At 27.7% G+C, this 24,607-nt stretch carries 30 protein-coding genes and 1 tRNA gene; 5 read left to right on the top strand and 26 right to left on the bottom strand.

Translation table 11 applies throughout. The features are described from left to right. Positions 1-2 precede the first annotated feature (2 nt). From GPX08_RS09935 to GPX08_RS09865, 15 genes are all read right to left on the bottom strand, one after another. Positions 3-584 carry a hypothetical protein gene (locus tag GPX08_RS09935; protein WP_156626658.1) on the bottom strand — a complete coding sequence of 194 codons (582 nt, stop codon included), beginning with the start codon at positions 582-584 and terminating at the stop codon, positions 3-5. A 24-nt stretch (positions 585-608) separates the two neighbouring features. Further along, complete coding sequence (locus tag GPX08_RS09930; RefSeq protein ID WP_156626657.1) at positions 609-983, bottom strand: DUF4440 domain-containing protein; 375 nt, start codon at positions 981-983, stop codon at positions 609-611. Then, entirely contained in the window at positions 973-1,728 is a 756-nt protein-coding gene (locus GPX08_RS09925) for a hypothetical protein (RefSeq protein ID WP_156626656.1), read from the bottom strand. The genes GPX08_RS09930 and GPX08_RS09925 overlap by 11 nt, the downstream gene beginning before the upstream one ends. A 199-nt stretch (positions 1,729-1,927) precedes the next feature. Continuing rightward, positions 1,928-2,338 carry a hypothetical protein gene (locus GPX08_RS09920; RefSeq protein ID WP_156626655.1) on the bottom strand — a complete coding sequence of 137 codons (411 nt, stop codon included), beginning with the start codon at positions 2,336-2,338 and terminating at the stop codon, positions 1,928-1,930. Between the two features lie 169 nt (positions 2,339-2,507). Further along, on the bottom strand, positions 2,508-2,831 hold the full coding sequence (locus tag GPX08_RS09915; protein WP_156626654.1) for a hypothetical protein: 324 nt from the start codon (positions 2,829-2,831) through the stop codon (positions 2,508-2,510). Between the two features lie 37 nt (positions 2,832-2,868). Beyond that, a complete protein-coding gene (locus tag GPX08_RS09910; RefSeq protein WP_156626653.1) occupies positions 2,869-3,180 on the bottom strand; it encodes a hypothetical protein in 312 nt (103 codons plus the stop codon). A 171-nt stretch (positions 3,181-3,351) separates the two neighbouring features. Further along, on the bottom strand, positions 3,352-3,912 hold the full coding sequence (locus GPX08_RS09905; RefSeq protein WP_156626652.1) for a GNAT family N-acetyltransferase: 561 nt from the start codon (positions 3,910-3,912) through the stop codon (positions 3,352-3,354). A gap of 207 nt (positions 3,913-4,119) precedes the next feature. Beyond that, complete coding sequence (locus GPX08_RS09900; protein ID WP_156626651.1) at positions 4,120-4,911, bottom strand: multidrug ABC transporter permease; 792 nt, start codon at positions 4,909-4,911, stop codon at positions 4,120-4,122. A gap of 5 nt (positions 4,912-4,916) precedes the next feature. Further along, positions 4,917-5,735, bottom strand: coding sequence for a hypothetical protein (locus GPX08_RS09895; protein ID WP_156626650.1), 819 nt, complete (start codon positions 5,733-5,735; stop codon positions 4,917-4,919). Between the two features lies 1 nt (position 5,736). Beyond that, complete coding sequence (locus GPX08_RS09890; RefSeq protein ID WP_156626649.1) at positions 5,737-6,732, bottom strand: ATP-binding cassette domain-containing protein; 996 nt, start codon at positions 6,730-6,732, stop codon at positions 5,737-5,739. 492 nt (positions 6,733-7,224) lie between these two features. Then, a complete protein-coding gene (locus tag GPX08_RS09885) occupies positions 7,225-8,217 on the bottom strand; it encodes an LD-carboxypeptidase (protein WP_156626648.1) in 993 nt (330 codons plus the stop codon). Positions 8,218-8,239: 22 nt separating this feature from the next. Beyond that, positions 8,240-8,587, bottom strand: a complete 348-nt coding sequence (locus GPX08_RS09880) for a hypothetical protein (protein ID WP_156626647.1) — start codon at positions 8,585-8,587, stop codon at positions 8,240-8,242. 49 nt (positions 8,588-8,636) lie between these two features. Next, positions 8,637-10,400, bottom strand: a complete 1,764-nt coding sequence (gene recQ / locus GPX08_RS09875; protein WP_156626733.1) for a DNA helicase RecQ — start codon at positions 10,398-10,400, stop codon at positions 8,637-8,639. A 93-nt stretch (positions 10,401-10,493) separates the two neighbouring features. Continuing rightward, the gene (locus GPX08_RS09870; RefSeq protein WP_156626646.1) at positions 10,494-10,694 is read right to left on the bottom strand and encodes a hypothetical protein; all 201 of its coding nucleotides are present in this window, start codon (positions 10,692-10,694) and stop codon (positions 10,494-10,496) included. A 466-nt stretch (positions 10,695-11,160) separates the two neighbouring features. Next, positions 11,161-11,583 carry a hypothetical protein gene (locus GPX08_RS09865; protein WP_156626645.1) on the bottom strand — a complete coding sequence of 141 codons (423 nt, stop codon included), beginning with the start codon at positions 11,581-11,583 and terminating at the stop codon, positions 11,161-11,163. Between the two features lie 162 nt (positions 11,584-11,745). Between GPX08_RS09865 and GPX08_RS09860 the strand changes: the two genes are divergently transcribed. The 4 genes from GPX08_RS09860 (at position 11,746) to GPX08_RS09845 (ending at position 13,548) form a co-directional block, all read left to right on the top strand. After that, positions 11,746-11,821 (top strand) — tRNA-Met (locus GPX08_RS09860). A gap of 198 nt (positions 11,822-12,019) precedes the next feature. Beyond that, on the top strand, positions 12,020-12,655 hold the full coding sequence (locus GPX08_RS09855; RefSeq protein WP_156626644.1) for a TetR family transcriptional regulator: 636 nt from the start codon (positions 12,020-12,022) through the stop codon (positions 12,653-12,655). Positions 12,656-12,666: 11 nt separating this feature from the next. Continuing rightward, positions 12,667-13,053, top strand: coding sequence for an FMN-binding protein (locus GPX08_RS09850; RefSeq protein ID WP_156626643.1), 387 nt, complete (start codon positions 12,667-12,669; stop codon positions 13,051-13,053). A 15-nt stretch (positions 13,054-13,068) separates the two neighbouring features. Then, the gene (locus GPX08_RS09845) at positions 13,069-13,548 is read left to right on the top strand and encodes a flavodoxin (RefSeq protein ID WP_156626642.1); all 480 of its coding nucleotides are present in this window, start codon (positions 13,069-13,071) and stop codon (positions 13,546-13,548) included. A gap of 111 nt (positions 13,549-13,659) precedes the next feature. Here the strand turns inward: GPX08_RS09845 and GPX08_RS09840 are convergent, their stop codons facing one another. Continuing rightward, entirely contained in the window at positions 13,660-14,046 is a 387-nt protein-coding gene (locus GPX08_RS09840) for a DUF3221 domain-containing protein (RefSeq protein WP_156626641.1), read from the bottom strand. 159 nt (positions 14,047-14,205) lie between these two features. Then, a complete protein-coding gene (locus GPX08_RS09835) occupies positions 14,206-15,060 on the bottom strand; it encodes a hydroxyethylthiazole kinase (RefSeq protein WP_156626640.1) in 855 nt (284 codons plus the stop codon). Between the two features lie 334 nt (positions 15,061-15,394). On the opposite strand from GPX08_RS09835, the gene GPX08_RS09830 reads away from it, so the two are divergent. Then, a complete protein-coding gene (locus GPX08_RS09830; protein ID WP_156626639.1) occupies positions 15,395-15,958 on the top strand; it encodes an NUDIX domain-containing protein in 564 nt (187 codons plus the stop codon). Between the two features lie 101 nt (positions 15,959-16,059). On the opposite strand, the gene GPX08_RS09825 is transcribed toward GPX08_RS09830, so the two are convergent. The 9 genes from GPX08_RS09825 to GPX08_RS09785 form a co-directional block, all read right to left on the bottom strand. After that, entirely contained in the window at positions 16,060-16,542 is a 483-nt protein-coding gene (locus tag GPX08_RS09825) for a hypothetical protein (protein ID WP_156626638.1), read from the bottom strand. A 103-nt stretch (positions 16,543-16,645) separates the two neighbouring features. Further along, complete coding sequence (locus tag GPX08_RS09820; protein WP_156626637.1) at positions 16,646-17,788, bottom strand: mechanosensitive ion channel; 1,143 nt, start codon at positions 17,786-17,788, stop codon at positions 16,646-16,648. Positions 17,789-17,935: 147 nt separating this feature from the next. Next, a complete protein-coding gene (locus GPX08_RS09815) occupies positions 17,936-18,712 on the bottom strand; it encodes a tryptophan synthase subunit alpha (RefSeq protein WP_156626636.1) in 777 nt (258 codons plus the stop codon). Continuing rightward, on the bottom strand, positions 18,705-19,889 hold the full coding sequence (gene trpB / locus GPX08_RS09810) for a tryptophan synthase subunit beta (RefSeq protein WP_156626635.1): 1,185 nt from the start codon (positions 19,887-19,889) through the stop codon (positions 18,705-18,707). The genes GPX08_RS09815 and trpB overlap by 8 nt, the downstream gene beginning before the upstream one ends. Then, on the bottom strand, positions 19,870-20,508 hold the full coding sequence (locus tag GPX08_RS09805; RefSeq protein WP_156626634.1) for a phosphoribosylanthranilate isomerase: 639 nt from the start codon (positions 20,506-20,508) through the stop codon (positions 19,870-19,872). Before GPX08_RS09805 ends, trpB begins: the two co-directional genes overlap by 20 nt. Continuing rightward, on the bottom strand, positions 20,480-21,325 hold the full coding sequence (trpC, locus tag GPX08_RS09800; RefSeq protein ID WP_156626732.1) for an indole-3-glycerol phosphate synthase TrpC: 846 nt from the start codon (positions 21,323-21,325) through the stop codon (positions 20,480-20,482). Before trpC ends, GPX08_RS09805 begins: the two co-directional genes overlap by 29 nt. A gap of 11 nt (positions 21,326-21,336) precedes the next feature. Next, positions 21,337-22,347 carry an anthranilate phosphoribosyltransferase gene (trpD, locus tag GPX08_RS09795; protein WP_156626633.1) on the bottom strand — a complete coding sequence of 337 codons (1,011 nt, stop codon included), beginning with the start codon at positions 22,345-22,347 and terminating at the stop codon, positions 21,337-21,339. After that, the gene (locus tag GPX08_RS09790) at positions 22,340-22,921 is read right to left on the bottom strand and encodes an aminodeoxychorismate/anthranilate synthase component II (RefSeq protein ID WP_156626632.1); all 582 of its coding nucleotides are present in this window, start codon (positions 22,919-22,921) and stop codon (positions 22,340-22,342) included. The genes trpD and GPX08_RS09790 overlap by 8 nt, the downstream gene beginning before the upstream one ends. Then, entirely contained in the window at positions 22,918-24,393 is a 1,476-nt protein-coding gene (locus tag GPX08_RS09785) for an anthranilate synthase component I (RefSeq protein ID WP_156626731.1), read from the bottom strand. The genes GPX08_RS09790 and GPX08_RS09785 overlap by 4 nt, the downstream gene beginning before the upstream one ends. Between the last annotated feature and the right edge of the window lie 214 nt (positions 24,394-24,607).

The raw sequence follows: 24,607 nt of genomic DNA, 5'->3' as shown, positions 1-24,607 counted from the left end.
GCTTAAAGTTTTAAAATAATATCATTTTCTTCTTTAGTTTCTAAGTTCATCTCTTTAAATGTAAGTTCTATACCAGTAACGTCATCAGATAATGCAGGTATTACTATAAATCGATGATATCTATGTCCATTTGCACCTGATCCACTATCCATTCTGCAACTATATTTTTCTGATATATGTAAATCAAAATTCATATTTATAAGTTCATCCTCACCATTATAATCCCATTCGATGCTTACATTAATGGCACTAGCATTATTATATTGTTGCATACTAGTTACTGATAAAATCTTATTGTCCTTCTCAACAGACTTTAAAATTGAAATATTTTTTCTAAATTCTTCTGGTTCAATTAAAGACTTAAATTTATCTTCATAATAAAGTGACCCAAATAATGAAGTTAATAAATCATTATAAATGTTATATTTTTCTGCCCATTTAGAAATATATTCAAGCTTAGGAAATCCAGGCTTATTCTCTGAAACAATCTTACGTTTATTTATTAACTCACAAATTTTCTCATCTATTTCCTTAATTTCTTCATTATAATAATTAGTTGGCGGAGTAAATTTCATTTTTCTCATAACGTATCTCCCATAAATTCTTCATTATTTTATTAAGGTCCCTTGATGAAAAATCATCTTCCATTTAGAATCGATTAATTTCCATATTGAACTACGAATCGAGCTCTTAATAGTGTTTTCCTTCTCGTATATTTTATCTACTTTATATGTCGCTAAAGCATATCCTTCAGTTAGTTCAGCACAAGTAAAATTCATAATCTTAAATGATACATTCTCTTCAAAAAAAGTATCATTAGGATTATATCTATAAATTGTCCCTGAACTACAAAATTCAATAAAGTCCTCAGATAAAAACTCTCTTAACTTCTCAGGTGTTTTTCTAACTACAGGATCTAATAATTGCTTTTCTAAGTTTAATATTGTTTTTTCCAACAAAACGTACTCTCCTTTAATTCTCATTCCTCACAGTAATATTTTCTATTTTTATAATTTTATTAATGTAATTCTCATTTTTACATTTAGTAAACATTTCAACTGAATAGTCTTCATTTTCTTCAAAAACAATAGTCTGTCCCTGATTTAATTCTATAGTTAAAGGCTTTCTGTTAATTATTAAATCTTCGAATACTCCTTCAATAAGACTAATATCTTTACTAGTTAATGTTCCTCTTATAATAACTTTACTTATTCCTAAAATCTCATTATCACTACTGTTAGGAACCATATATTGATTCATAAAGTCAAGAGACTTTTCATCTTTCATTTGTTGAAGTCCAATTTGCATAGGAATTCCTTCAAAGAAGTTTATATAACTATTTCTCCAAGGCATGGTCCTTGTAAGTAAATTAAAAAACCATTTAAATTTTAAATATTCTGGCTTAGTTACTTCAATATATTTGTTAGTTAATGATTTATAAATCTTATCTATATCTTCTACATCTAACATTAAGCAAACTAATCCTCTATGACCTTTATTGTATAATTCAACCCAATCTTCTTTCCATCCTCCGCCATCAGCTCTTATTATATTTATCATTTCAAAATATTCATTTCCTATCCATAAGTTAGAAGCCTTAAAGCCTTTTGTTCCCTTCCCCCATGATGGTTCATATGGGAAACCTGCTTCAGTTATCTTCTTTATTTCATCCTTATCCTTCTGATAACTTCCATTAATATTTACTACAAAATGATCTAGCTTAAACATCTTATATTATCCCCTTTATATAATGCTTGTCAGAATTAATAATAATTTTTCTTAAAATAAGTTTCACTACCATTACTAACAATATATGAGTCTTTTGGGACTTGCTTTAATATTAAGGCTCTATTTCGAACAAATTTTGCTATTGAAAATTAATAAAGTAAGTAATATAAGTGTCTACTTTTATCCTACAATCCAATTTTTATTCTTCTAATAATTTTTGATATTTTTCAACATCATCAAATTTTGTTGAAAAATATGTAGGTACTTTATCAATATTTTTCATTTTAATTGGATTGCCTCCATTAATTTTTTTTATCAATACTTCAAAAGAGTCATCTTTATCTAAAGTTATTTTAACAGTTTTATTTTTCCCATTTAAATTATATTCTTTATCATCTAATTCGTCATAAGTACCACTATCAACTTCTCTATTGTCAATATATTGCACAAAACCATTTTCCTCTGGTTGTATTGATACTTGAATAACATATCCATCGGTTGTTTTTTCACTTTGATAAAATCCCTTTAAAATGCTATTGTTAGGCTTTGTACAACCATAAAGTACAAGAGTAATCATTAAAGACAATATTATAATCAGTAACTTTCTCATATCAAATACCCCTCATATTATTCTTAAAAATTTAGTACATTTATTTAATAATATATATTTTTATTATATATTATTAATAGATTATAATTCCATTTAAAAGTAAATATTGAACAAGTTTTGCAATTCTATTTTTAAAGTCTTCACCTTATTATAGTTACGTGAATCATTGCTATCCACAATATTTTTTCTTAAAATAAGTTTCACTACCATTACTAACAATATATGAGTTTTTTGGTACTTGCTTTAATATTAAAAGTATATTTAAACAATCTACAGAGGAACCCATAGCATTAATTACACATAAAGCAATTGTAAACCCATTCAACAGCCCAAATAATTTTAAGATAAAATGTAAATTAATAATCATTAGTGGAAATGAAAATAGAATTGTTTTACTTATACTAGAAGGTTCTTTAAGTCTTGTCCATCCACCTGAAATTAATTCTTCACTAATTTTCTTATTTGTAGAAGGTAAGTTTTTTATATATTTCATTTATAGTAATCCTTTCTAGACATTAATCTATTAACACCTAATTAATATTGCTATTAATATATCCCTTATTTCTCTTAGCATATTTCTTATTTCTAGCAACAAACCTTATAAATAATATAAGTGAAATTGCAGTAACTATTCCCCCTACTATAAAGTAATATTTAATATCTGCATTAGTAATTGTTTCTATTTGCTCATTTGAAGTTCCCATAAAATATGAAAATGAAAGCATTAATCCAGCAATAAAGTTATTTATAAAGTGTACTACCATCGGTGCTAAAATATTTTCGTACTTCATATATAATAAACAGCAAACAACAACAATGGTAGCATCACCAGCTATTTCCAATTTTAATTCCCTTCATATTATATCCTGCTCCTTAAAATGTTCATTTTTAATTAAAGTTAATACAATTATATACTATACACCCATATAATAACATATAAAATGTTGTATACACAAAAAAACTGTATAATATTGATGTAAAATAATATTAATACAGTCTTATAGCTTCATTATTTAATTATTTATAAACTCATTCTTTAAAATTGAATAGTATAGTCTACTAGTATATCTTTCACCATCATAAAAATAATCTCTCAAAGTTCCTTCATAAGTAAATCCACATTTCTCAATTACTCTTTTAGAGGGATTGTTTATTGATTTATGGCATATTTGAACCTTATGTAAATTTATTTTATTAAATCCAAATTCAATTATTGATTTAGTAGCTTCTGTTGCTAGTCCTTTTCTTTGAAACTTACTTCCAATGCAGTATTCAATTTCAGCAAAATGATTCTTACTATCTACTAAAAAATATGCAATTTGACCAATACATTCTTCTGTTTCTTTATTAATAATAGCCCATCTATAGTAATCATCTTTGTCATAAGAACTAATATATTTATCTAAAAGTTCCTTAACCTTTTCTTTTGTTTCATATACTGGTTCACCATATAAACTTTGGATTTCTTTATCACTAATCCAATATTTAAACATACAATCATTATCAGTATAAGTAAACTTTCTTAAAATTAATCTTTCTGTTTCAATTGTTAATGTACCTACATGATTTAACATAATATTTCCCCCAAACATTATTTTTACATTAAAATCACTTTATATTTCTATATAAAACAATATTGATACAATTATATACTAATAATCCATAAAATAACATAATATATTTAAATCTTAAAAATAAAGCATTGAATTTATACACTGTGAATGTGGCTCAAACATCCTTATTTAAGAATTAATTATTAATTGTGCGCAGCACATTTCTCCCTAGCTTCCAGTACTCTCATATCTATTCATTCCTATAAGCCAAATTCTATAAGCAACAAACATAGACACAATAGCTACAACAATAGTTAATAAGACTCCACTAACAAAGCTTCCCTTACCTAAAAAATAAGCACTTGGGAAATATCCTGTAAAAGCAAAAGGTATTATAAAAGTTAATATCCCCTTAATCCAGCCAGGATAAATAGTAGTTGGATACTTAACGAAAGTACTTAGCTGATATACCATAAAAAGATAGCTTTGAGCAAACTTAACCCAAAATGCTAATGAGGTAACAGCTAGCTTTATAGCTGTATAAATAAAACTTGCAAAAATAATAACTACTATTAATAAAATCACCTTTAAGGCAGTAACTTCAATACCAAGTTTTGTCCATGAAATTATTAAGATAATAGTTCCAATAATTATTTCCCCAAATCCATCTGGCTGAAACTTTTCTACTATAACTTGAAATAATGGATTTAATGGCCTTACTAAATATTTATCAAATTTACCTTCTACAATAGTCTGCCAACTAAATATCCAAAGTTGATCTGTAAATACGTGGTCTATCCCCCTTGGTATTTGTGCAAATCCATATATAAATAGTATTTCATAAAAACTCCACCCTTGAAGACTTGGTATGGTATTAAATATTAATCCAATAAAAATAACCCCTACACTTTGTACAAAGAAAAACCCTATAAGTCCTAAAACAAAATCTGCTCTATACTCTATTAAGGTTTTGATATACTGCTGTAAAAACTTTAAATATAACTTAAAATACCTCTTCATATATCCTAACCTCCTAAAATAGTTAAGTTCTTAATTAGAGATTTCCACATGAACTTACTTATTACCATAAGTATAACTATCCAAAATAATTGTAATCCTAAAGCCCACAAAATTTCACTTCCATTAATCTTACCTAAGTAAATCATGGTAGGTGTATATATTGAAGAACTAAAAGGTAAAAGCTTTGTTATCGCCTGGGCCCATTCTGGGAAAAATGCTATTGGAATTAACATTCCTGATAGTAAATTCATTACTGATTGCATTATTTGTGATAAGCCCCACATATTTGTTATCTTAAAAGATATCAATCCAAATATATAACTATAATAGAAGTTTATAAAAATCCCCATTATAACACTAAGAAGATATAATAATATTCCCCCAAGACTTACATATCCAAAAAACTTATAAAATAGAAAGGTAGTTATAGAAAATCCTCCTATAAATATGACTATGAAATTATAAAAAACATTCCCTAAACCTTGAAAAAACATTCTTCTTTCATAATTTAATGGCCTTACTAAATTTATTGCTATAGAGCCATCCTTTACTTCTCTTGAAATATCATAACTTATATCTACACTTATCATTATTGAAGTTATAAATGATATAAAAATGTAAATTATCATTTCATTAAAACCAAATCCATTTAAAATATCTCCGTCAGCACTTCCATATATAGCTTTCCATAAATAATAAGTTACGGCTAACATAAAGAAATCACCAATCATAAATATAATTACATTAGCCTTATAGGAAATCAGTCTTTGAAATACATTTCTTGTGAAAGGAAGGTAAGGCCTTATCCCCTTAATTTCTCTCATATTAAACCTCATTCCTATACATCTTCTTAATAATATCCTCAATTCCTGTTTCCTTAACTACAAAATCAATAACACTGAAATCCTTCATAACCCTTCCTATAACATCTGCTGAAGATAATTTATTCTTATTAAAGGTAATATATAACTTCCCCTCTTTAAACTCAATATTAGAATCATCATCTTTTATATCCTTAAATATATTGAAGTTTTCTAAATCTATCTCTTCTTTTACTAGAATTTCAGCTATGGTTAAATAACAATATTTTTCTTTAAATACTTGAAGATCACCATCATATATTTTTCTACCCTTATCAATTATGATTATCCTACTACAAAGCTCCTCAATATCATTTAAATCATGAGTAGTTAATATAATAGTTGTCCCATATTTTTCATTAATCTCTTTTATAGCTTTACGAACCTTCTCCTTTACAACAACATCTAAACCTATTGTTGGCTCGTCTAAGTATATAACCTTAGGATTATGAATAAGTGCTGCAGCTAAATCTGCCCTCATCCTCTGACCTAAAGATAGGGTTCTAACTGGACTTAAAAAGAACTCTTCTAAATCTAATACTTCTTTTAAAAATCCCATTCTCTCTTCAAAATCTTCCTCACTAACTTCATAAATATCCTTTAATAAAGTGAAGGTTTCTGATATAGGAAGATCCCACCACAGCTGAGTCTTTTGTCCAAAGACAACACCTATATTTTTTGCATTCTCTTCTCTATTTTCATAGGGTATTAATCCATTAACCGTTACTGTCCCACTACTTGGTGTTAAAATCCCAGTCATCATCTTTATAGTTGTTGATTTTCCCGCACCATTTGCACCTATGTACCCAACTATCTCCCCATCATTAATTTCAAAATCAATAGAGTCCACTGCTTTTTTTATAGTGTATTGCGTTGAAAAAAACGACTTAATTGCGCCTTTAAATCCTGGATACTTCTTGCTCATCTTAAATTCCTTACTTAAATTCTCTACCCTTATCATATTTATAGTTCCTTCCATCTATTATTTATTAGAAGTGCTCTATTTTACGATGGATGCATCCTCTTCTATAATAATAACTCTATAGTATTCAATTTAATCTTTCAATAAAACTACCCAATATTAAACTTGAGAAATATAATGGAAAAACATATGTTTTAAACCATTTTTTTCTATATCATTTCACACTTTTATACTAAATATGCTGACCAAAATTATATTTTGGGTGTTCAAACTATAGTAGTAATTATTAATCATTCTTTATATTTGTCTAATATCTCCTTAACCTCTTCTTTTGTTTTACATACTACAAACCCATATAATAACACATAGATAATATCAATAAAAAAACTATATCGATATTGATATAGTTTCTATAATTATTTATATTCTTCTATTTCTTTATTCTCAATAGTTCCTTGATTTTCTACATTCATAATTTTCTTAGCGACTAATTCTTTTTAATTTGCTACTCAATAAAATATCTTAACTAACTTAATATTCAATAATAAATATCTGTTTGTTAGTTGCATCAAGCTTAACTTTACATCCGATAGGCATAGTCAACATAGGATGAGTATGACAGCAATCAAAATCAGCTAAAAATGGGATCTTAGCATATCCCATAACTTCTAATAATATCTCATAAGGTTTTCTTCCAGTTCCATTATCATTAAACAACTCATGTTTACCTAAAATTATTCCTGATATCTTATCAAAAACTCCACTTAATTTTAATAATGAAAAACTTCTTTCTATAGTTGCACAATCCTTTAATGAATCTTCTATAAAAAGTATATCTCCTTTTTTAATTTCAGGCATATACTCAGTTCCCCAAATTCCCATCATAGTATTTAAATTACCACCAATTAATCTTCCTTCACATACTCCATCATTAACTGTAATCAAGCTATTCCCTATAGGAGTTTTAGACCTATCTTGAGATTCCCAATTAATATATTCATCTGTCCAAAACTTAGGCATTTTAACTTCATAAGGGCATTGTATTTCATCCATAAGTATATTTTTAAAATACTTATAAGTTTCGCTAACATAAGGCTCAAGCTCTCCAAAAGAAGCTACTAAAGCTGGTCCATAATAAGTAGAAATACCTGTTTTTGCATAAATGCCTAAAAGTATAGCTGTAACATCTGAGTATCCTATTATTATTTTAGGATCTTTTTTAAAGGCTTCATAATCTATATATGGAAGCAGTGAATTAGAATTCATTCCTCCAATCGTTGACATAATACATCTAATATTAGGATTCCTTATAAGGCTATTTAACTCTTCTACTCTTTCCTTTATACTGCCTGATCTATAAAAATCACTTTTCCCTGTTAAGGAGCCTTTAACCACTTCAAATCCTTTATCTTCCAAATATTCAATAGCTCTTTTTGTTCTATTAGGAGATGTCTTAGTTATTGGTGAAGATGGTGAAAAAACACCTATGCTATCACCTTTCTTTAAGGTAAATCTAGTTCCCATTTTAAATTCTCCCCTTAGCAAATTATTTTTTATTAAATAATGCTTCTATATCCTTTAACCCTTGTATAACTTCTTCTTTTGAGAAATTGTTCTCTCTTAAATCCTCATCACTTTTCTCTGATAATTCTTCATAAAAATCAACTGCAACTTTATATATTGCTTCTGTCTTATTCTTTTCAATTTCTTCAAATAAAAGATCTTCTGCTTTATTATATTCTTTCTTAGACATTAAGCTTTTTAAAAGTATACGAAGAAGTTCAGATGACCCATCATTTTCCAAGTTCACTACTAACATATCATTCTCCTTTTTATTAACTAAGGCTTTACCAATATTTCTTGATAGCTCATTAATTAATCTTTCTATATCCATTTATATTCTCCAATCCCCTATAGTTACATCATATGTTACTTATATAAACTTATTTATTCATTATCTTAAGTATATCTTCTCCATATTTTTCATACTTCTTTTCACCCATTCCTCTTACGTTCATAAGTTCATCCTTTGTCTTAGGATGCTTATTTGCTAATTCCATAAGAGTTGAATCTGAAAATATAATATATGGCTTTATCCCTTGTGAATTAGCCTTATTTTTTCTCCAAAGTCTTAATTTATTGAATAAATCTTTATTTATTATCTTTTCTTCTATATCTTCACTCAACTTACAAATAACTTTTTCTTGTGACTTTAATACCCTTATAGACCTAGGATTTAATTTCAACATGGAATATGTACCATCTTTTAAATTAACATACCCTAAATCTATTAATGTTTTAATTAAATCTCTTATAAACTTACTACTATAATCCTTCATTATTCCAAATGTCGTTAATTCATTTAATCTATTTTGAATTATTTTAGGTCCAGTAAATCCTCTTAAAACATCTACAAGCACTGATATTCCATACATTTCTCTACTTCTATAAACACAGGATAATATCATTTGAGCCTCTGTAGTAAAGTCCCTAAGCTCCTCATTATTTAAACAATTACTACAATTATTACAATATGGTTTTACATTTTCATCACCAAAATACTCTAATATAAAACTTCTATAGCACTTATCACATTCACAAAAATCAATCATACTTTGAAGTTTTTTAATTTCTATTTCTTTTCTATTATTACCAGCTGTTGTATATATTAAATATTCTAAAGTCCTTATATCATCCCTATTAAATAGAAGATGACATTCAGTTTTTTCTCCATCTCTACCACCTCTACCAATCTCTTGATAGTAACTTTCAATATTCTTGCAAATAGTAAAATGAAGTATATACCTAACATTAGATTTATCTATTCCCATTCCAAAGGCATTAGTTGCAATCATTACATTATAGTTATCCTTTAAGAATTCATCTTGATAATAACTTTTTTCTTCATCCTTAAGCCCACCATGATACTTAGCTATAGATAATCCTCTTTCTTTTAAATAATTATATAAAGCATCTACTTCTTTTCTTGTGGAGCAATAAACTATTCCACTTTCCTCTTCATGCTCTCTTATATAGTCCTTAACAAACTCAGCCTTATCTTCTTCCTTGTGAACAGATATATTTAAGTTCTCCCTATCAAAACTACCTATATATGTATATGGATTAATTAATCCTAATAAATTTAAAATATCTTTTCTTACCTCTGCAGTTGCTGTGGCTGTAAAAGCTGTGACAACTGGTCTAATCCTTAAGCTATTTACAAAAGGTAATATATATCTATAACTTTTTCTAAAGTCATGTCCCCACATAGAAACACAATGAGCTTCATCAACTGCAACTTGACTTATAAAAAGTCTTCTAAGCATCTTATTAAAATATTCACTTTCTAATCTTTCAGGTGCTATATATAAAAGTTTAATTTTCCCTTCATAACAAAGGTTCAATATTTCCTTAATCTCATCTAAATTTTGAGTGCTGTTTATATATGCTGCACTTATTCCAATATCATTAATAGAATCTACTTGATCCTTCATTAAAGATATAAGCGGCGATACTACTAAGGTTATGCCATTAAAAATCAAGGCAGGAATCTGGTAACAAACAGACTTTCCAGCTCCAGTAGGCATAATAGACAAGGTATCCCTTCCCCTCAAAATATTAGAAATAATTTTATCTTGACCTTCTTTAAAATAAGAATATCCATAATATTTATTTAATATCTCTAAAGCATTACTTAAAATGGCAATCACCTCTTTCCTATTAAGAGTTTACCATATTTTTTATATACTAAACAAAAAAATATCACATTATTCAATAATACTAATGTGATATTTCAAAACTTACTTTTCTTTATATAATTCTATTTCATCAACTACAACATTTCCATTTCTATCAAGCAAAGGAGTAATTCCAAAAGCACCCGTACCAATAGTACATAGGTAATTAACACCTGTAACAGTATCAACGACAATTTGCATTCCTCCAAGTCCTAATCCCTGTGAGTATTTTTCAACAAACCTTTTTTCTTGTTTCTTAAACATAAATATCTCCCCTTTATTATTTGTAAAAAAATATAAATCCATCTAGCCGAATTTCATCCTTTAATTACCGCATATAATACAGATTTATTTCCAACTTCGATAATAGCAATTATCGTCATGGTGGCACCGACTTGGAGCTTGCGACGTAAGTCATAAATACATTATCATTCTAAATACCACATATAAAAATAGAAATTCAGTTTGCTGAATTTCATCCTTTAGTACCCCTTAGAATAGTAGATTTTTTTATTAACTTCTTAGAACTATATACATGGCTGTGGTGAATAGTCGAGATGTACCATTAACTTATTAAAAGAAATTCAACTCGTTGAATTTCCTCCTTTAGTATCACACATTTAATACAAATTTATTTCCAACTTTGATAATAGCAATTATATATTCATGGTGGCACCGACTTGGAGCTTGCGACGGAGGGAGCCATCATGAATATATAATTGCATTTCTGCTAGTTCAATAAATCTAGAATTTCTTTATTTTGTTTTTCTGTTAAATTTAACTCATTAGTTACCTTTAATAACTTTTCATATAATTCTTTTTCATTAAAGGCTCCTCTTAAAAATCCACTTATTGAATTACTTATTTCGAGTACAATTTGCAAAGCTTCTATTCTATCATCATCTTTTAAGTTACCGTTTTCAATAGTTCTATATAATATATATCCGTATACAGAACATAACTCAACATAATCTATTATATTTTCATCTTCAATTTTGCTTAGCATATATTCAATTTCTACAGATGAATACTTATTGTAAATATCATTATTAACATTAAAATGTACAGAGGCATTTATAAATTCATCTTTAATGTCACTCGTTACTTTCCTATTTAAGTAATCAACAACTAATCCGTAAATTATGAAATCCATTTATCTTCCCCCTAAATTAATCCTATACATATAATTTATCACAATATTAAAAATTTTCAAATTGTATTTGCCATTATTTTTTTAATTTAAATAAATATAAATATTTCCTTTACATTTGTAAATATTAGTTGTATAATGATATTTGTAGCCAAAAATTAATATCGCGGGGTGGAGCAGCTGGCAGCTCGTCGGGCTCATAACCCGAAGGTCGTAGGTTCAAGTCCTGCCCCCGCAACCAATAGAAACAGTGTAAAACTAAATTAGTTCTACACTGTTTTTTTATTTTATATTTATATTTTTTCAATTATATTAATATATTGACATATAATACCTATATTGATATCATATTATTAAACACTGTTCAATAAATTAACACTGTTCAATAAATTAACACTGTTTAATAATATGATATTTTTTTTATTTAAGGAGAATTTTAATGGCTATAGAAAATAGAAGAGAACGTGAAATTGAAGAAATGAAAGAACTAATTCTTTCATCAGCAAGCACTATTGTTGCATCAGAGGGATTTGAAAAAATATCGATTAGAAAGATAGCAAAAAATATTGAGTACTCTCCTGCTATTATCTATCATTATTTCAAAGATAAAGAGGAAATAATTAATATTTTAATGCAAAGAGGATATAAAAAAATTATATCTGCAGTATCTTCTGTAAATACTGAGAGTCTTTCTATTGAAGAAAGACTAACTAAAATGACTAAAAACTATATAAATACAGCCTTAAGTATGCCTGATGAATTTCTTGCAGCTCAGTTAAATACCTCTAAAGAAGCTTTGAATCATACATCTTATTTATTTAAAGGAGCAGCAAAAGATAAACCCGCTTTATTATCATTGTATAAATGTCTTACTGAGATGCAAAAAGAAAAATTAATTGATGAGGAAAAAATTGAATTAACAGCTCAAATTATAGCAGTTTCGACACTTGGACTTATTATAAAGCTCATAGTTGAAAAGGAAATAATAACAGAAGAACAAAAGGAAAAATTAATTGATTTTTATTCAAAAGAGATAGTATTAAAAATAGCAAATAATATTCAAATTAATAATTAGGGGATGATAATTTGAAAAAGTTTTTAAAAATAACAATATCACTACTACTAATTTTAGTATTAATTTTTGTTAGTGGAATTTTTTATCTAACTAGAGGCCTTAAAGAAGGTGAAAATCTTGTCATTAACAGTGTAGACTTATCTAAGATTGATGATGGAATTTACTTTGGAGAATATAAAAAAGGAAGATGGGATAATACTCTTGATATTACAGTAACAGGCCATAAAATAACAGAAGTTAAAATTAAAGATGATGTTAAATTTTCAATGCCAGATGTAAGTGAAAAGTTATTTAAAAATGTTATTGAATCTCAAAATACTACTGTAGATACTGTTTCTGGAGCAACAGTTACTTCAAAAGCTTATCTAAAATCAATAGAAAATGCTCTAACTAATTAGAATGGGGGAATTTATATGAATACTTTAATTGCTTATTCAAGTAAATACGGATGCACAAAGAAATGTGTAGATAATTTACAAAAAGAACTTACTGATAATGTAGATATTATTAATTTGCAAACTCCAAACAATATTGATCTTTCAAAATACGATAAAGTTATTATTGGCGGATCTATCTATATGGGGATGATTCAAAAAGAAGTGAAAGAATTCTGTAACAATAATTTAGAAATACTAAAAGGAAAACAAATTGGTCTTTTTATCTGCGGAATGCAAGAAGGTGAATCCATAAATACAGAAATAAATGAAAACTTTCCTAAAGAATTACTTGATACTTCAATTGCAAAAGCACATTTTGGAGGAGAATTTATAATTTCTAAAATGAAATTCTTTGAGAAAATGATAGTTAAAATGATTGCAAAAACTTCTACTGATAAATCAAATATATTAAAAGATAATATAAATAAATTTGCTCTAAAAATGAATACAATTTAAAATTTAGTTATTTAAGATAACAAGGCAATATAAGGATTAAACACTCTTTATATTGCCTCATTTTATTAGGATATCAATCCCTTTTAAATTTATATAATATTAGTTCTAGTTTCATAGTTTATATGTTCTTGACTCTAATAAATCAAATCTCCAACCCATTTCTTCTAGTTTATCTAGTGTATCTTTAGGTATATTATTTACACTTCCTTTTTCTATAAGTATACAACTATATATTGTAGTCCTTCCAGGATAAGTTTCCATAATCACATCGTAAGTAACTTCTATTTTATCTCCATTTTCTAAATCATCAAAAATATTTTCACTCCCTGTCTCATTTGTCATAACAATTGGTGCGTTATTCCAAGCAATAATAATACTACTTCCGTTAGTTGATCTTAAATATATTCCAGTCATAGAGGTTTTATTATTTTCAGAACATCCTACAAATAAAATCATACCGAAAGTAAGAAATGAAAAATATACTAATAGTTTTTTCATATCTTATACCACCTTTTATATATTTATCTGCTATCTTTACTCAAAATCTTAATCATAATATAGTTATACTATATAGTACGTTATACTTAAATTAAATATGAGAAATTAAACAAAAAGCAGTATATAAATGAAAAAAGGCACCTAAGTGCCATTTTTCATTTATCTCACAAATAAATAATCAATTTTTGATAATTTATTTAATTTATCTGAATTTACATTTATAATTTCATCTATTAAGTATTTTTTATTTAAAATACTTTCATCTTTTAAATTCTTTTGTACAACTATTTTTTCACTTACTGCCATAGTCATAATAGCAACTAAGACGCTAATAAACTTTTCTTCACTAGTCCCCGCAGCAGCAACCCCAACAGATATTAAAGCAGCTAACATATATTCTAATTTAATAGCTTCAAATAAATTATAATTTTCTCTATTCATTTCTCTATCAATAAAAAATTCGCTGTATCCATCTGTTAAATAGTATTCCTCATTCTTTACTACAACTATCATATTGTTTGCTTTTGAAAAATTTCTTAAGCTGACTCTAACTTCTATATCCTCTTTAAATTTATTTGTATAGGAGATTTCTTCCTTCATTGTGTTTTTATTATTAATTATAGCTTTAAACTCAGTTATGCTTCCAATTACAACATCTATATTATATCTATTAATAAAACTTAAAGCAGTTTCCTTCTTTATAAAAGAAATATCTTCTCCTACTAAATCTAAAATTATTGGCATTTTTCTTCTTCTAGCTATTCTGATTGATTTCTCTATATCCTGTACCTTATCTTCTGTTAAATCTTCAAAACTTACCAGTAATGAAGCCAATTCTTCATTTTCTATATTATATTTAATTAATGAAGATAGAAATACAGGAATTCCATTGTATGCCGTAATACATTCAGCTAAATCCTTTAATAATAATGAATTTGAAATACAGTATATAAGAGGTTTACTTTTCTTCTGCAAGCTTAAGCACTCGTCTAAGGCTCTTACACCAATTTGCATTTTGTATCCTCTCTTACATCTTAAACTAAAAATTGTATGATAATATAAGTATTATCTGTACATATTATTCGACTTTATTTGCATATGTTCCAGCATTAATTTTAAATCATTTTATTCTTCTCTGAATCTGAATAGTATAATCTACTACAATTGCTTTATTTAATATTTTTACTTATAATTACTATATTGAATTTATTGGTATCATAGTTTCCTTTAGGATAATTGAATCAATAGATTGATATTATTACAGCTTTATACATATTAGTGCAAAGATTAACCTGAAGCAAGACTACTTAATATTTATAAAGCTTAGTATTTAAAAAGGAGAGTATTTATGAATTGGATTGATGATATAAAAAACTATAAGCCTTTTAATGAACAAGAGGCTTCAGATAAAGAGGCTATTCTATATTCCATGGCTAACTTTAATAACTTATTAACTAGGGAGAACCCTTTAGCCCATATAACTAGCTCAGGATACATAGTAAATAAAGATAAAACTAAAGTCCTTATGATTTATCATAATATTTATAAATCTTGGTCTTGGACTGGTGGACATGCTGATGGAGATGATGATTTATTATATGTGGCTATTAAAGAAGCTAAAGAAGAAACAGGAGTTAAAAATATAAAAGCTCTTGATAATAAGATTTTTTCTTTAGATGTACTTCCAGTACCTGCACATATTAAGAGAGGAAAGAATATAGCTTCACATCTTCATTTATCAGTTGCTTATCTATTAGAAGCAGATGAAAATGATGAACTTGTAATAAAAGAAGATGAAAATAGTGGAGTAAAATGGATTCCAATTGATGAAGTATCAAAGTACTCTACTGAGGCTGATATGGTCAAGCTTTATGAGAAGTTTAATGATAGAATAAAAAAATATTACTTATAAGTTTGTTATCTTTAAATATTGAATTAAGTAAACTATATTAGTAAGACCGCTAAAATACACTAAGGAACATTAAGAAATTCCTAGTGTATTTTTTCTATATATTATAAATTATTTGACTTTATCATTTTAATTCCTTGAAGTATAGTTTCTAAAGCAAAATCTAAAATGAATATTAATAACTTAGAGTCTTCTGGAAAGTTCACTATTAAAGTGTTATTTCTTATTCCTGCTACACCTCTATTTAACATAGACTTTTTAGATATTTGAAGACAAAAACATACAATTCCTTGCATTAAGCAATTAGCTTCCCTGTGAATAATATTTTTTGTCGCCTCAGGAACAACATCCCCTTGCTTGAAGTCAACTCCACCGATCGTAAGTATTAAGTCTACTTTATGAACATCTGACATTTCTATCATTTCTTCTTCTATTCGTTTTTGATTTCTTGTTATCATCTTGTTAATTACTATTTCATGCCCATCATTTTCTAAATAGCGCTTAACTACTTTTAATCTGTGAACATCCTCTTTTAACATAAATTCTTCTTTGCTCTTGGCAATAACTAGAATTCCGACCCTTACCATAACCCCACCTCATTACATACTAATAAAACTCTTCATATAATTTACTTAATGTATAAATTATACCATCATTTATGCAGAAAAAAATAGATAGAATATTATGATTCTATCTATTTCTACCAAGTTCTTCATTTATTTTCTTCATTGATTCAATTTCTTGACATTTTTCTCGTAAATTGCTTGCTGTGTTGTTATTATTACTATTATTATTCATAGCTGCAAAGTTAAACATAAACATTAATTCTACTTCTTCCTCTTCAACCATTTCTAATATTCTTATATTTATTTCTTCTCTTAACTCTTCATACTTTATAAAATTCATTTCATTTGTATAAAAATACATAAATACTCCATATCCCATATTTGATAAATCATTAAAGCTTACTATTATTAAATCCTTATCTATCTTCTCATGGTTATTTAAATAATCTTTTATCTTATCTAAAAGGCTCCTAATTTTCTTAATAGGCGTATTAGATTTAATAGTAAATTTAAAGTGAATCCTTCTAAGGCTTCTTTCACTCCAATTTATTATTTCCTCATTTGCAAGCTTTGAATTTGGAATAGTTGCAACTGACATAGTAAAAGTTCTAACCTTTGTACTTCTAAAAGTTATATCTTCAACTATCCCTTCAACTTGAGGAGTTTGTATCCAATCTCCTTTAGCAAAAGGCCTATCTAATACTATAATCATTCCACCAAATAGATTAGAAAATGCATCTTGAGCCATAAGTGCAAAGGCCACACCACTAATACCAAGGCCTGCAATAAATCCCGTAAATCCAAATTCCCTTGCAATACAGCTTACTCCAATTATCACAATCAAAAGCCTTATTACTATTGAAACAAAGGGAAATACAATATCATTCTTTTTTAGCTTACTATATAAAAAAGAATTCTCTAAAGTTAAATTATAAAAAAAATAGCAAATAACTATTACAATAAAAAGCCTCTTAATCCTATCGCTGGTAAGTGAATTAAAGTTTAATCCATCAAAATCAATAATTATTAAAGAAGCATAAACTGCATATAAGGCTATATATAACTTAATTGGCTTTTCTAAAGACCAAGCTAAACTATCATCTGCTAAATTTTTAGTCTTTTTAGCTAATCTAATAATGTAATCAAATATTCTAGTTATTACATATCTATTAAAAATAAGAGCTATTAGTATTATCATAAATGCTGCTATATATTTGCTTACACTTATTTGAATTAATGTCTTTATAACCTCCTCTAGTATATCCATAGCTTCTCCTTAACTGCACTTATCCTATGTCCACTATTGCTATAATACCTCTCTTATCAAAATGGTGCTTAAGCAATAGTATGCGTCTTGATTGGTTCTTTTCTTTCTTATAACTATTATTTTACTCTATCTTTTTTCTTTTATTCTTTAACTATCTAATGCATTTCTTAAGTCCCTTATAAATTCTAAAACATTATCTCTATTCCTTAATCTCTTAACTATTGCACTTCCAACTATTATTCCATCAGAATAATCCTTAATATTTTTAGCTGTTTCTACATTTGAAATTCCAAAACCAACTAATAAAGGAAGTTTAGTATATCCTCTTACTTCTTTTAAATAATCTATAGTTTCATCATTTATTATTTTATTTCTTTCACCAGTAATACCTTTTGATGAAATACAATACACAAATCCATCAGCAGTTTCTGATATTGCTTTAATTCTTTCTCTTGAAGTAGGCGCAACTAAGGGAATTAGAGCAATATTTTTATCCTTACAAAGATTTAGTGTCTCAACTCTTTCTTCCAGTGGTAGATCAGGAATTATTAATCCATCTACTCCTATTTCTCTAGAGAGGTCTAAAAACTTTTCTATTCCATAGCAATAAATAATATTGTAATAAGCCATGATTATTATTGGAATATCACTTTCTTTTCTTACCAATTTTACTGTATCAAAAACATCTTTAAGCTTAATTTCATTTTTAATCGCTTCTCCATAGGCAGCTTGTATTATTTCACCATCTGCTAAAGGTTCTGTAAAAGGAACTCCTATTTCTACTATATTTGCACCTTCTTTTCTTATATTAACTATTAATTCTGCTAATTCTTCTTTATTTAAATTATCAAAGGTTACAAAAGGAACTAGTGCTTTTTTACCTTCATTTTTAATCTTTTCTAACTCCAAAGAAATTCTATTCATTTTTATCTCCTTCTAAGTAAGCAAGTATTGTTTCCATATCCTTATCTCCTCTTCCAGATAAATTAATTACTATTATTTTATCCTTATCTACTTTCTTAGCTAATTTCATAGCATAAGCAACTGCATGAGAAGACTCTAAAGCTGGTACAATTCCTTCAATCTTAGTTAAATATAATAAGGCATCTAAAGCATCTTTATCTGTTACGCTTTCATACTTTGCCCTCTTTGTTTCTGCCAAATATGCATGTTCAGGACCTACTGCTGGATAATCAAGACCTGCTGATATTGAATATGCTTCCTTTATATTTCCTTCATCATCTCTTAAAACATAAGTCATCATTCCATGCATAACACCTTTTTTCATATCCTTCATAGTAGCTGAGTGCATATCTGTATCTAATCCAAGTCCTGCACCTTCAACTCCTATAAGCTTAACTTTCTTATCTTCAACAAAGGGATAAAATATTCCCATAGAATTACTTCCTCCACCTACTGCTGCAATTATATAATCTGGAAGTCTTCCTTCCTTTTCTAGTATTTGCTTCCTTGTTTCGTCTCCAATTACCCTTTGGAAATCTCTAACCATCATAGGATAAGGATGAGGTCCAACTACTGATCCAATAATATAAAAAGTATCTTCAACATTTGAAACCCAATATCTTATAGCCTCATTAACCGCATCTTTTAAAGTAGCTGTTCCACTTTTAACTGGAACTACTTCTGCTCCAAGAAGTTCTATTTTCTTTACATTAAGAGATTGTCTCTTTATATCTTCTTCTCCCATAAAGATTTTACATTCCATATTAAATTTAGCTGCAACTGTTGCTGTTGCTACTCCATGTTGTCCTGCTCCTGTTTCTGCTATTATCTTTTTCTTCCCCATTCTTCTAGCAAGCAGTATTTGTCCAATGGCATTATTGATTTTATGAGCACCTGTATGGTTTAAATCTTCTCTTTTTAAATAAATTTTAGGACCATTTAAATCTAAAGACATATTTTCAGCATAATATAAGGGTGTTTCCCTACCCACATATTCTTTTAAATAATAGTTATACTCTCTTATAAACTCCTCATCCTTTATTGCTATTTCATACTCTCTTTCTAGTTCCTTTAATGCATTCATTAATGTTTCTGGTACATATTGTCCCCCAAAATTATTAAATCTTCCTTTTGTCATTTTTTCTTACCTCCCCAATTATCTTTTTCATTTTTTCATAAGATTTCATTCTTATTCCATTTTCATCTATCACTTCAGCTCCACTAGATACATCTATCCCCTTGGAATTCAGGCTTTCTATTATATCTTGTATATTCTCTTCATTTATTCCACCTGCTATAAAGACTCTATTAAATTCTTCAAAATCACCTAAATCTTTTAACTTAAATCTCTTACCTTCTCCAGGAGTACTTGCATCTAGTAAAACATTATCTACATTAGTATTATTTATTTCTTCAATGCTTTTTTCATTTATTATTGAAATAGCTTTCCATACTTCTATTTTATTGTTTACTTTACTTCTCATATTTTCTATATAGTCATTATCTTCACTTCCATGAAGTTGTACTATTTTTATATTTGTATAATTTAAAACTTCTGAAACAAAATCTGCTTTTTCATTTCTAAAAACTCCAACTACCTTTATTTCATTATCAAGGCTAACCAATAGCTCCCTAGCCTCTTCTTTAGATACTTTTCTTTTGCTTTTAGAAAATACAAAACCTATATAGTCTGGTTTTAGTTCATTTATATATTGAATTTCTTGAAGTTTAGTAATACCACATATTTTTATTTTCATAATAACCCCTGTTTTTAGTGAAAAGAGAAAAGTTAATTTTCCTAAATTCTTTAAACTTTTTAATGAAATCCCTATTTTCTATATTTCTCATAAACATCTCACCAATTAAAACTCCATTAACTCCAAGATTTTTCATATACTGAATATCTTCTATACTTAACAATCCACTTTCTGCTACTATAGCCTTGTCCCTTGGAATACTATTTATTAAATTCTTAGTAACCTCAGTTGATGTATTGAAATTTCTAAGATTTCTATTATTTACTCCTATAATTTCACAATTAGCTTCTACAGATAGTTTAACTTCTTCCTCATTATGAACTTCTACTAAGGGTTCTAAATTAAACTTTTTAGCTTCCTTATAAAACTTAGATAAATCTTCCTTTAATACTGAAGCAATTAGTAGTATTGAATCTGCTCCTAAAAATACAGCTTCATAAATTTGATAAAAATCTACTATAAAATCTTTTCTTAATATTGGCTTATTAGAATTTTTTCTTATAAACTTCAGATTTTCATCACTACCTAAGAAGAAGGTTTCTTCTGTTAATATTGAAAATGCATCAATATTTAAGTCATTGTAATAACTTAATATTTTTTCTAAGTTAAAATCCTTAACTATAACTCCTTTAGAGGGAGAAGCCTTTTTAAACTCACCAATTACTGTTAAGTTATTAGAAAAAATCTCTTTCTTAAATAAATTGTCCTTCTTATTTTTTCCTAGCTCAATTGCCTTATTGTAAAGTTCTTCTTCACTTATTAAGGACTTTCTTTCTTCTATAGTTGCCCTCTTTCTTTTTACTATCTTTTCGAGTATATCTTCCAAGTTTAAGATACCCCCTTATTAGAAAGCTGAATATATTTCTTATATGCAAGGCCTGAATCTATTAAATAATTAGCTTTGATTATTCCTTCTTCTATAGAATCTACCATTTCCCCTACATATAGAGCTGCTGCTGAGTTTAGTACAACTATATCTCTTTTGGCTCCCTTATCTCCCTTTAATATATCTAATATTATCTTTGAGTTTTCTTTAGGATCTCCACCACTTATCTCATTTAAAGATGCTTTTTTAATACCATAAGTAGTTGGATCTAACTTATAATTTTTTATCTTTCCTAAAGTAACTTCATAAATTGAAGTAGTTGTTGTTGTAGTTATTTCATCTAATCCATCATCGCCATGAACTATTAATGCCCTATTTAATCCAAGCTTTGATAAAACTTCTGCTATAGTTTTCATAACCTTCTCATCATATACTCCAAGTAATTGTCCAGTTAATGGAGCTGGATTTGAAAGAGGTCCAATTAAATTGAATATAGTTCTTATCTTAAGTTCAGCTCTTTCATTTGCAACATTTCTCATAGCATTATGATAATTTGGAGCAAATAAGAAGCTCATCCCTTTATTTAAAATATCTCTTTCACTATCTTCTTTTTTCATATTAATGTCTATTCCAAGCTCTTTTAATACATCTGCACTTCCACTTCTACTTGATATTGCTCTATTTCCATGCTTGGCTACTTTTACTTCACCACTAGCTGCAATTATTGCTGAAGCAGTTGAAATATTAAAGGTTTTCCCACCATCTCCGCCAGTACCACAAGTGTCTATTAAGTTATTTTGAGCTACATCTATCTTTATCATATTGTCCCTTAATGCTCTTATAGATCCTAGTATCTCATCAGTAGTTTCACCTTTAATCTTAAGGCCTAGTAAAAAGGCTCCTATTTGTGATGATGTTGCTTCCTTATTCATTATTTGATTTATTACCGTTCTTGCTTCATCCTCTGTTAAGTCTTCCTTTAGTGATAATTTTCTTATTGCTTCATTAATCATAAATATTGCACACCTCCACTATGAAATTTCTTATTATCCTCTTACCTTGATCTGTATATATTGATTCAGGATGAAATTGCAATCCATAGACCTTGTATTCCTTATGTTTTATTGCCATTATTTCATCATCATCTAAACTCTTTCCTATAACCTCTAACTCTTCAGGCAAATCATTTTTATCTACTATTAAAGAATGATATCTCATTACATCTAACCTTCTACTTATACCATCAAAGATACAGTCTTTTTTAACTCTAATATTAGACTTTTTACCATGGAGAATACTATTTGCTCTTATTATTTTCCCACCATAAGCTTCAGCTATTGCCTGATGTCCTAAACATATTCCAAGGATAGGTATTTCCCCCTCTAAACTTTTAATTAATTCTACTGAAATTCCAGCCTCTTTAGGTCTTCCAGGTCCAGGAGATATAACTATTGCTTCTGGTTTTAAATCTCTTAATTCTTCAACTGTTATTTCATCATTTCTAAATACTTCTACCTTTGAAAACTCTGATAAATATTGATATAAATTAAAAGTAAAGGAATCATAATTATCTATAAGTGCTATCATCTTAGTACTACCTCCCTTAAAATGCTTAATTTATTATCTACTTCTTCACATTCTTTTTCTGCAATTGAATCATATACAATTCCAGCTCCAGCTTGAATATTTGCAATCTTATCTTTTAATACTATAGTTCTTATAGCTATACACATTTCTAGGTTTCCGCCATAGGATGCATAACCTATAGCTCCTGAATAAATTCCTCTATCTAAATCTTCTAGCTCATTTATAATTTGCATTGCTCTAATTTTAGGAGCTCCTGAAACTGTTCCTGCTGGAAAACAAGAAAATAAAGCTTTTAGCTGATTATTTTTATCTTTAAGCTTCCCTTGAACAGTACTTGTAATATGCATTACATGTGAGAATTTCTCTATCTTCATAAAACTTGAAACTTCTACTGTTCCAATTTCACTTACTCTTCCTACATCATTTCTAGATAAATCTACTAACATAACGTGCTCTGCAAGTTCCTTAGAATCATTTTTCAATTCTTCTTCAAGCCTTAAATCTTCTTCTACATCATGTCCTCTTTTTCTAGTTCCAGCTATAGGATTTGTAGTTATAATCCCATCTTTTATAGAAACTAAGCTTTCTGGTGAAGCTCCCACTACTTGATAATCCTTATAATCTAATAAAAACATATATGGTGAAGGATTTTCTTCTCTTAATGATCTATAAATTTCTAAGGCTGACTTTTCTGTTCTAATAATTCCTCTTCTAGATAAAACCACTTGAAAGATATCTCCAGATTTTATATGCTCCTTCGCTTCTTCCACTATACTAAAGAAATTTTCATCACTATCACTGTACTTAAACACATTTTTCTCCTCATTATCTTGGCTAATAATATCTTCATATTTATCTTTGTAATTATCATGTTTACAACTATCTTTATTATTCTTCTTACAATTATTACTTTCCTCAACTATAACTACTTCTGAAGTAATAAACTCCTTGTAATATTTATTTTGAGAATCTAAAACTTCTTCATAAGACTTATCATCTTCCTGAAAAATATTATTCACTATATATAACTTGCTACTAAAATGATCATATGCTACATATCTCTTATAAAAATTAAACCTAACTACTGGTACATTGAGTTTATCTTCATTATCAATCTTTATTGTCTTTTCATAAAAAGCTACTGCATTATAACCTATATATCCAATTCCACCACCTTTAAAAGGCAATTGATTACTTTCTACATTAAAATTTCTATTTAGCTCATTATTAATCTTGTCTATAGTATCACTGTCATTACCTTGAATCTCTAAATAGGAATTTTCAGAAATAAAGGAATACCTTCCTTCTAAATTTCTTTTTTCCCCACTTTCAAATATAAACTTGTTACTTCCCTTTAAAGAATTAAAAATCTTAATAGGTGTTACTTCATCACCTCTATACTCACTAATTACAGAGAAGGTAAGATTTTCACTCTTATTCTTTAAAAATTCTTCTTTTGAAATATTAACGATTCTGTTCATAAAATAGCCCCCTTATAAAATTAACTCTCTCTTATTCCACACTTAGATAGGAAATGCATAATTTTAGGTAATAAAAAAAGCCACTTCACCCCTAATGGGACAAAGTGACTTGTGCCACCCATTTTATTTATACATAAATAAACATTAATACTAAAATATTTAATATTTTATAGTTTTACTAAAAATTATATTATACAGATTAAAT

It is taken from the genome of Clostridium tertium (assembly GCF_902652255.1).
In the GTDB taxonomy this organism is placed as follows: Bacteria; Bacillota; Clostridia; order Clostridiales; family Clostridiaceae; genus Clostridium; species Clostridium tertium_A.
Note: the sequence above shows the minus strand (reverse complement) of the source record. Positions and strands in the feature narration are given on the sequence as shown.

Coding starts and splice junctions, on each gene's coding strand:
- GPX08_RS09935 (WP_156626658.1), bottom strand. CDS start 584: ATGAGAAAAATGAAATTTACTCCGCCAACTAATTATTATAATGAAGAA.
- GPX08_RS09930 (WP_156626657.1), bottom strand. CDS start 983: ATGAGAATTAAAGGAGAGTACGTTTTGTTGGAAAAAACAATATTAAAC.
- GPX08_RS09925 (WP_156626656.1), bottom strand. CDS start 1,728: ATGTTTAAGCTAGATCATTTTGTAGTAAATATTAATGGAAGTTATCAG.
- GPX08_RS09920 (WP_156626655.1), bottom strand. CDS start 2,338: ATGAGAAAGTTACTGATTATAATATTGTCTTTAATGATTACTCTTGTA.
- GPX08_RS09915 (WP_156626654.1), bottom strand. CDS start 2,831: ATGAAATATATAAAAAACTTACCTTCTACAAATAAGAAAATTAGTGAA.
- GPX08_RS09905 (WP_156626652.1), bottom strand. CDS start 3,912: ATGTTAAATCATGTAGGTACATTAACAATTGAAACAGAAAGATTAATT.
- GPX08_RS09900 (WP_156626651.1), bottom strand. CDS start 4,911: ATGAAGAGGTATTTTAAGTTATATTTAAAGTTTTTACAGCAGTATATC.
- GPX08_RS09895 (WP_156626650.1), bottom strand. CDS start 5,735: ATGAGAGAAATTAAGGGGATAAGGCCTTACCTTCCTTTCACAAGAAAT.
- GPX08_RS09890 (WP_156626649.1), bottom strand. CDS start 6,732: ATGATAAGGGTAGAGAATTTAAGTAAGGAATTTAAGATGAGCAAGAAG.
- GPX08_RS09885 (WP_156626648.1), bottom strand. CDS start 8,217: ATGGGAACTAGATTTACCTTAAAGAAAGGTGATAGCATAGGTGTTTTT.
- GPX08_RS09880 (WP_156626647.1), bottom strand. CDS start 8,587: ATGGATATAGAAAGATTAATTAATGAGCTATCAAGAAATATTGGTAAA.
- GPX08_RS09870 (WP_156626646.1), bottom strand. CDS start 10,694: ATGTTTAAGAAACAAGAAAAAAGGTTTGTTGAAAAATACTCACAGGGA.
- GPX08_RS09865 (WP_156626645.1), bottom strand. CDS start 11,583: ATGGATTTCATAATTTACGGATTAGTTGTTGATTACTTAAATAGGAAA.
- GPX08_RS09855 (WP_156626644.1), top strand. CDS start 12,020: ATGGCTATAGAAAATAGAAGAGAACGTGAAATTGAAGAAATGAAAGAA.
- GPX08_RS09845 (WP_156626642.1), top strand. CDS start 13,069: ATGAATACTTTAATTGCTTATTCAAGTAAATACGGATGCACAAAGAAA.
- GPX08_RS09840 (WP_156626641.1), bottom strand. CDS start 14,046: ATGAAAAAACTATTAGTATATTTTTCATTTCTTACTTTCGGTATGATT.
- GPX08_RS09835 (WP_156626640.1), bottom strand. CDS start 15,060: ATGCAAATTGGTGTAAGAGCCTTAGACGAGTGCTTAAGCTTGCAGAAG.
- GPX08_RS09830 (WP_156626639.1), top strand. CDS start 15,395: ATGAATTGGATTGATGATATAAAAAACTATAAGCCTTTTAATGAACAA.
- GPX08_RS09825 (WP_156626638.1), bottom strand. CDS start 16,542: ATGGTAAGGGTCGGAATTCTAGTTATTGCCAAGAGCAAAGAAGAATTT.
- GPX08_RS09820 (WP_156626637.1), bottom strand. CDS start 17,788: ATGGATATACTAGAGGAGGTTATAAAGACATTAATTCAAATAAGTGTA.
- GPX08_RS09815 (WP_156626636.1), bottom strand. CDS start 18,712: ATGAATAGAATTTCTTTGGAGTTAGAAAAGATTAAAAATGAAGGTAAA.
- trpB (WP_156626635.1), bottom strand. CDS start 19,889: ATGACAAAAGGAAGATTTAATAATTTTGGGGGACAATATGTACCAGAA.
- GPX08_RS09805 (WP_156626634.1), bottom strand. CDS start 20,508: ATGAAAATAAAAATATGTGGTATTACTAAACTTCAAGAAATTCAATAT.
- trpD (WP_156626633.1), bottom strand. CDS start 22,347: ATGATTAATGAAGCAATAAGAAAATTATCACTAAAGGAAGACTTAACA.
- GPX08_RS09790 (WP_156626632.1), bottom strand. CDS start 22,921: ATGATAGCACTTATAGATAATTATGATTCCTTTACTTTTAATTTATAT.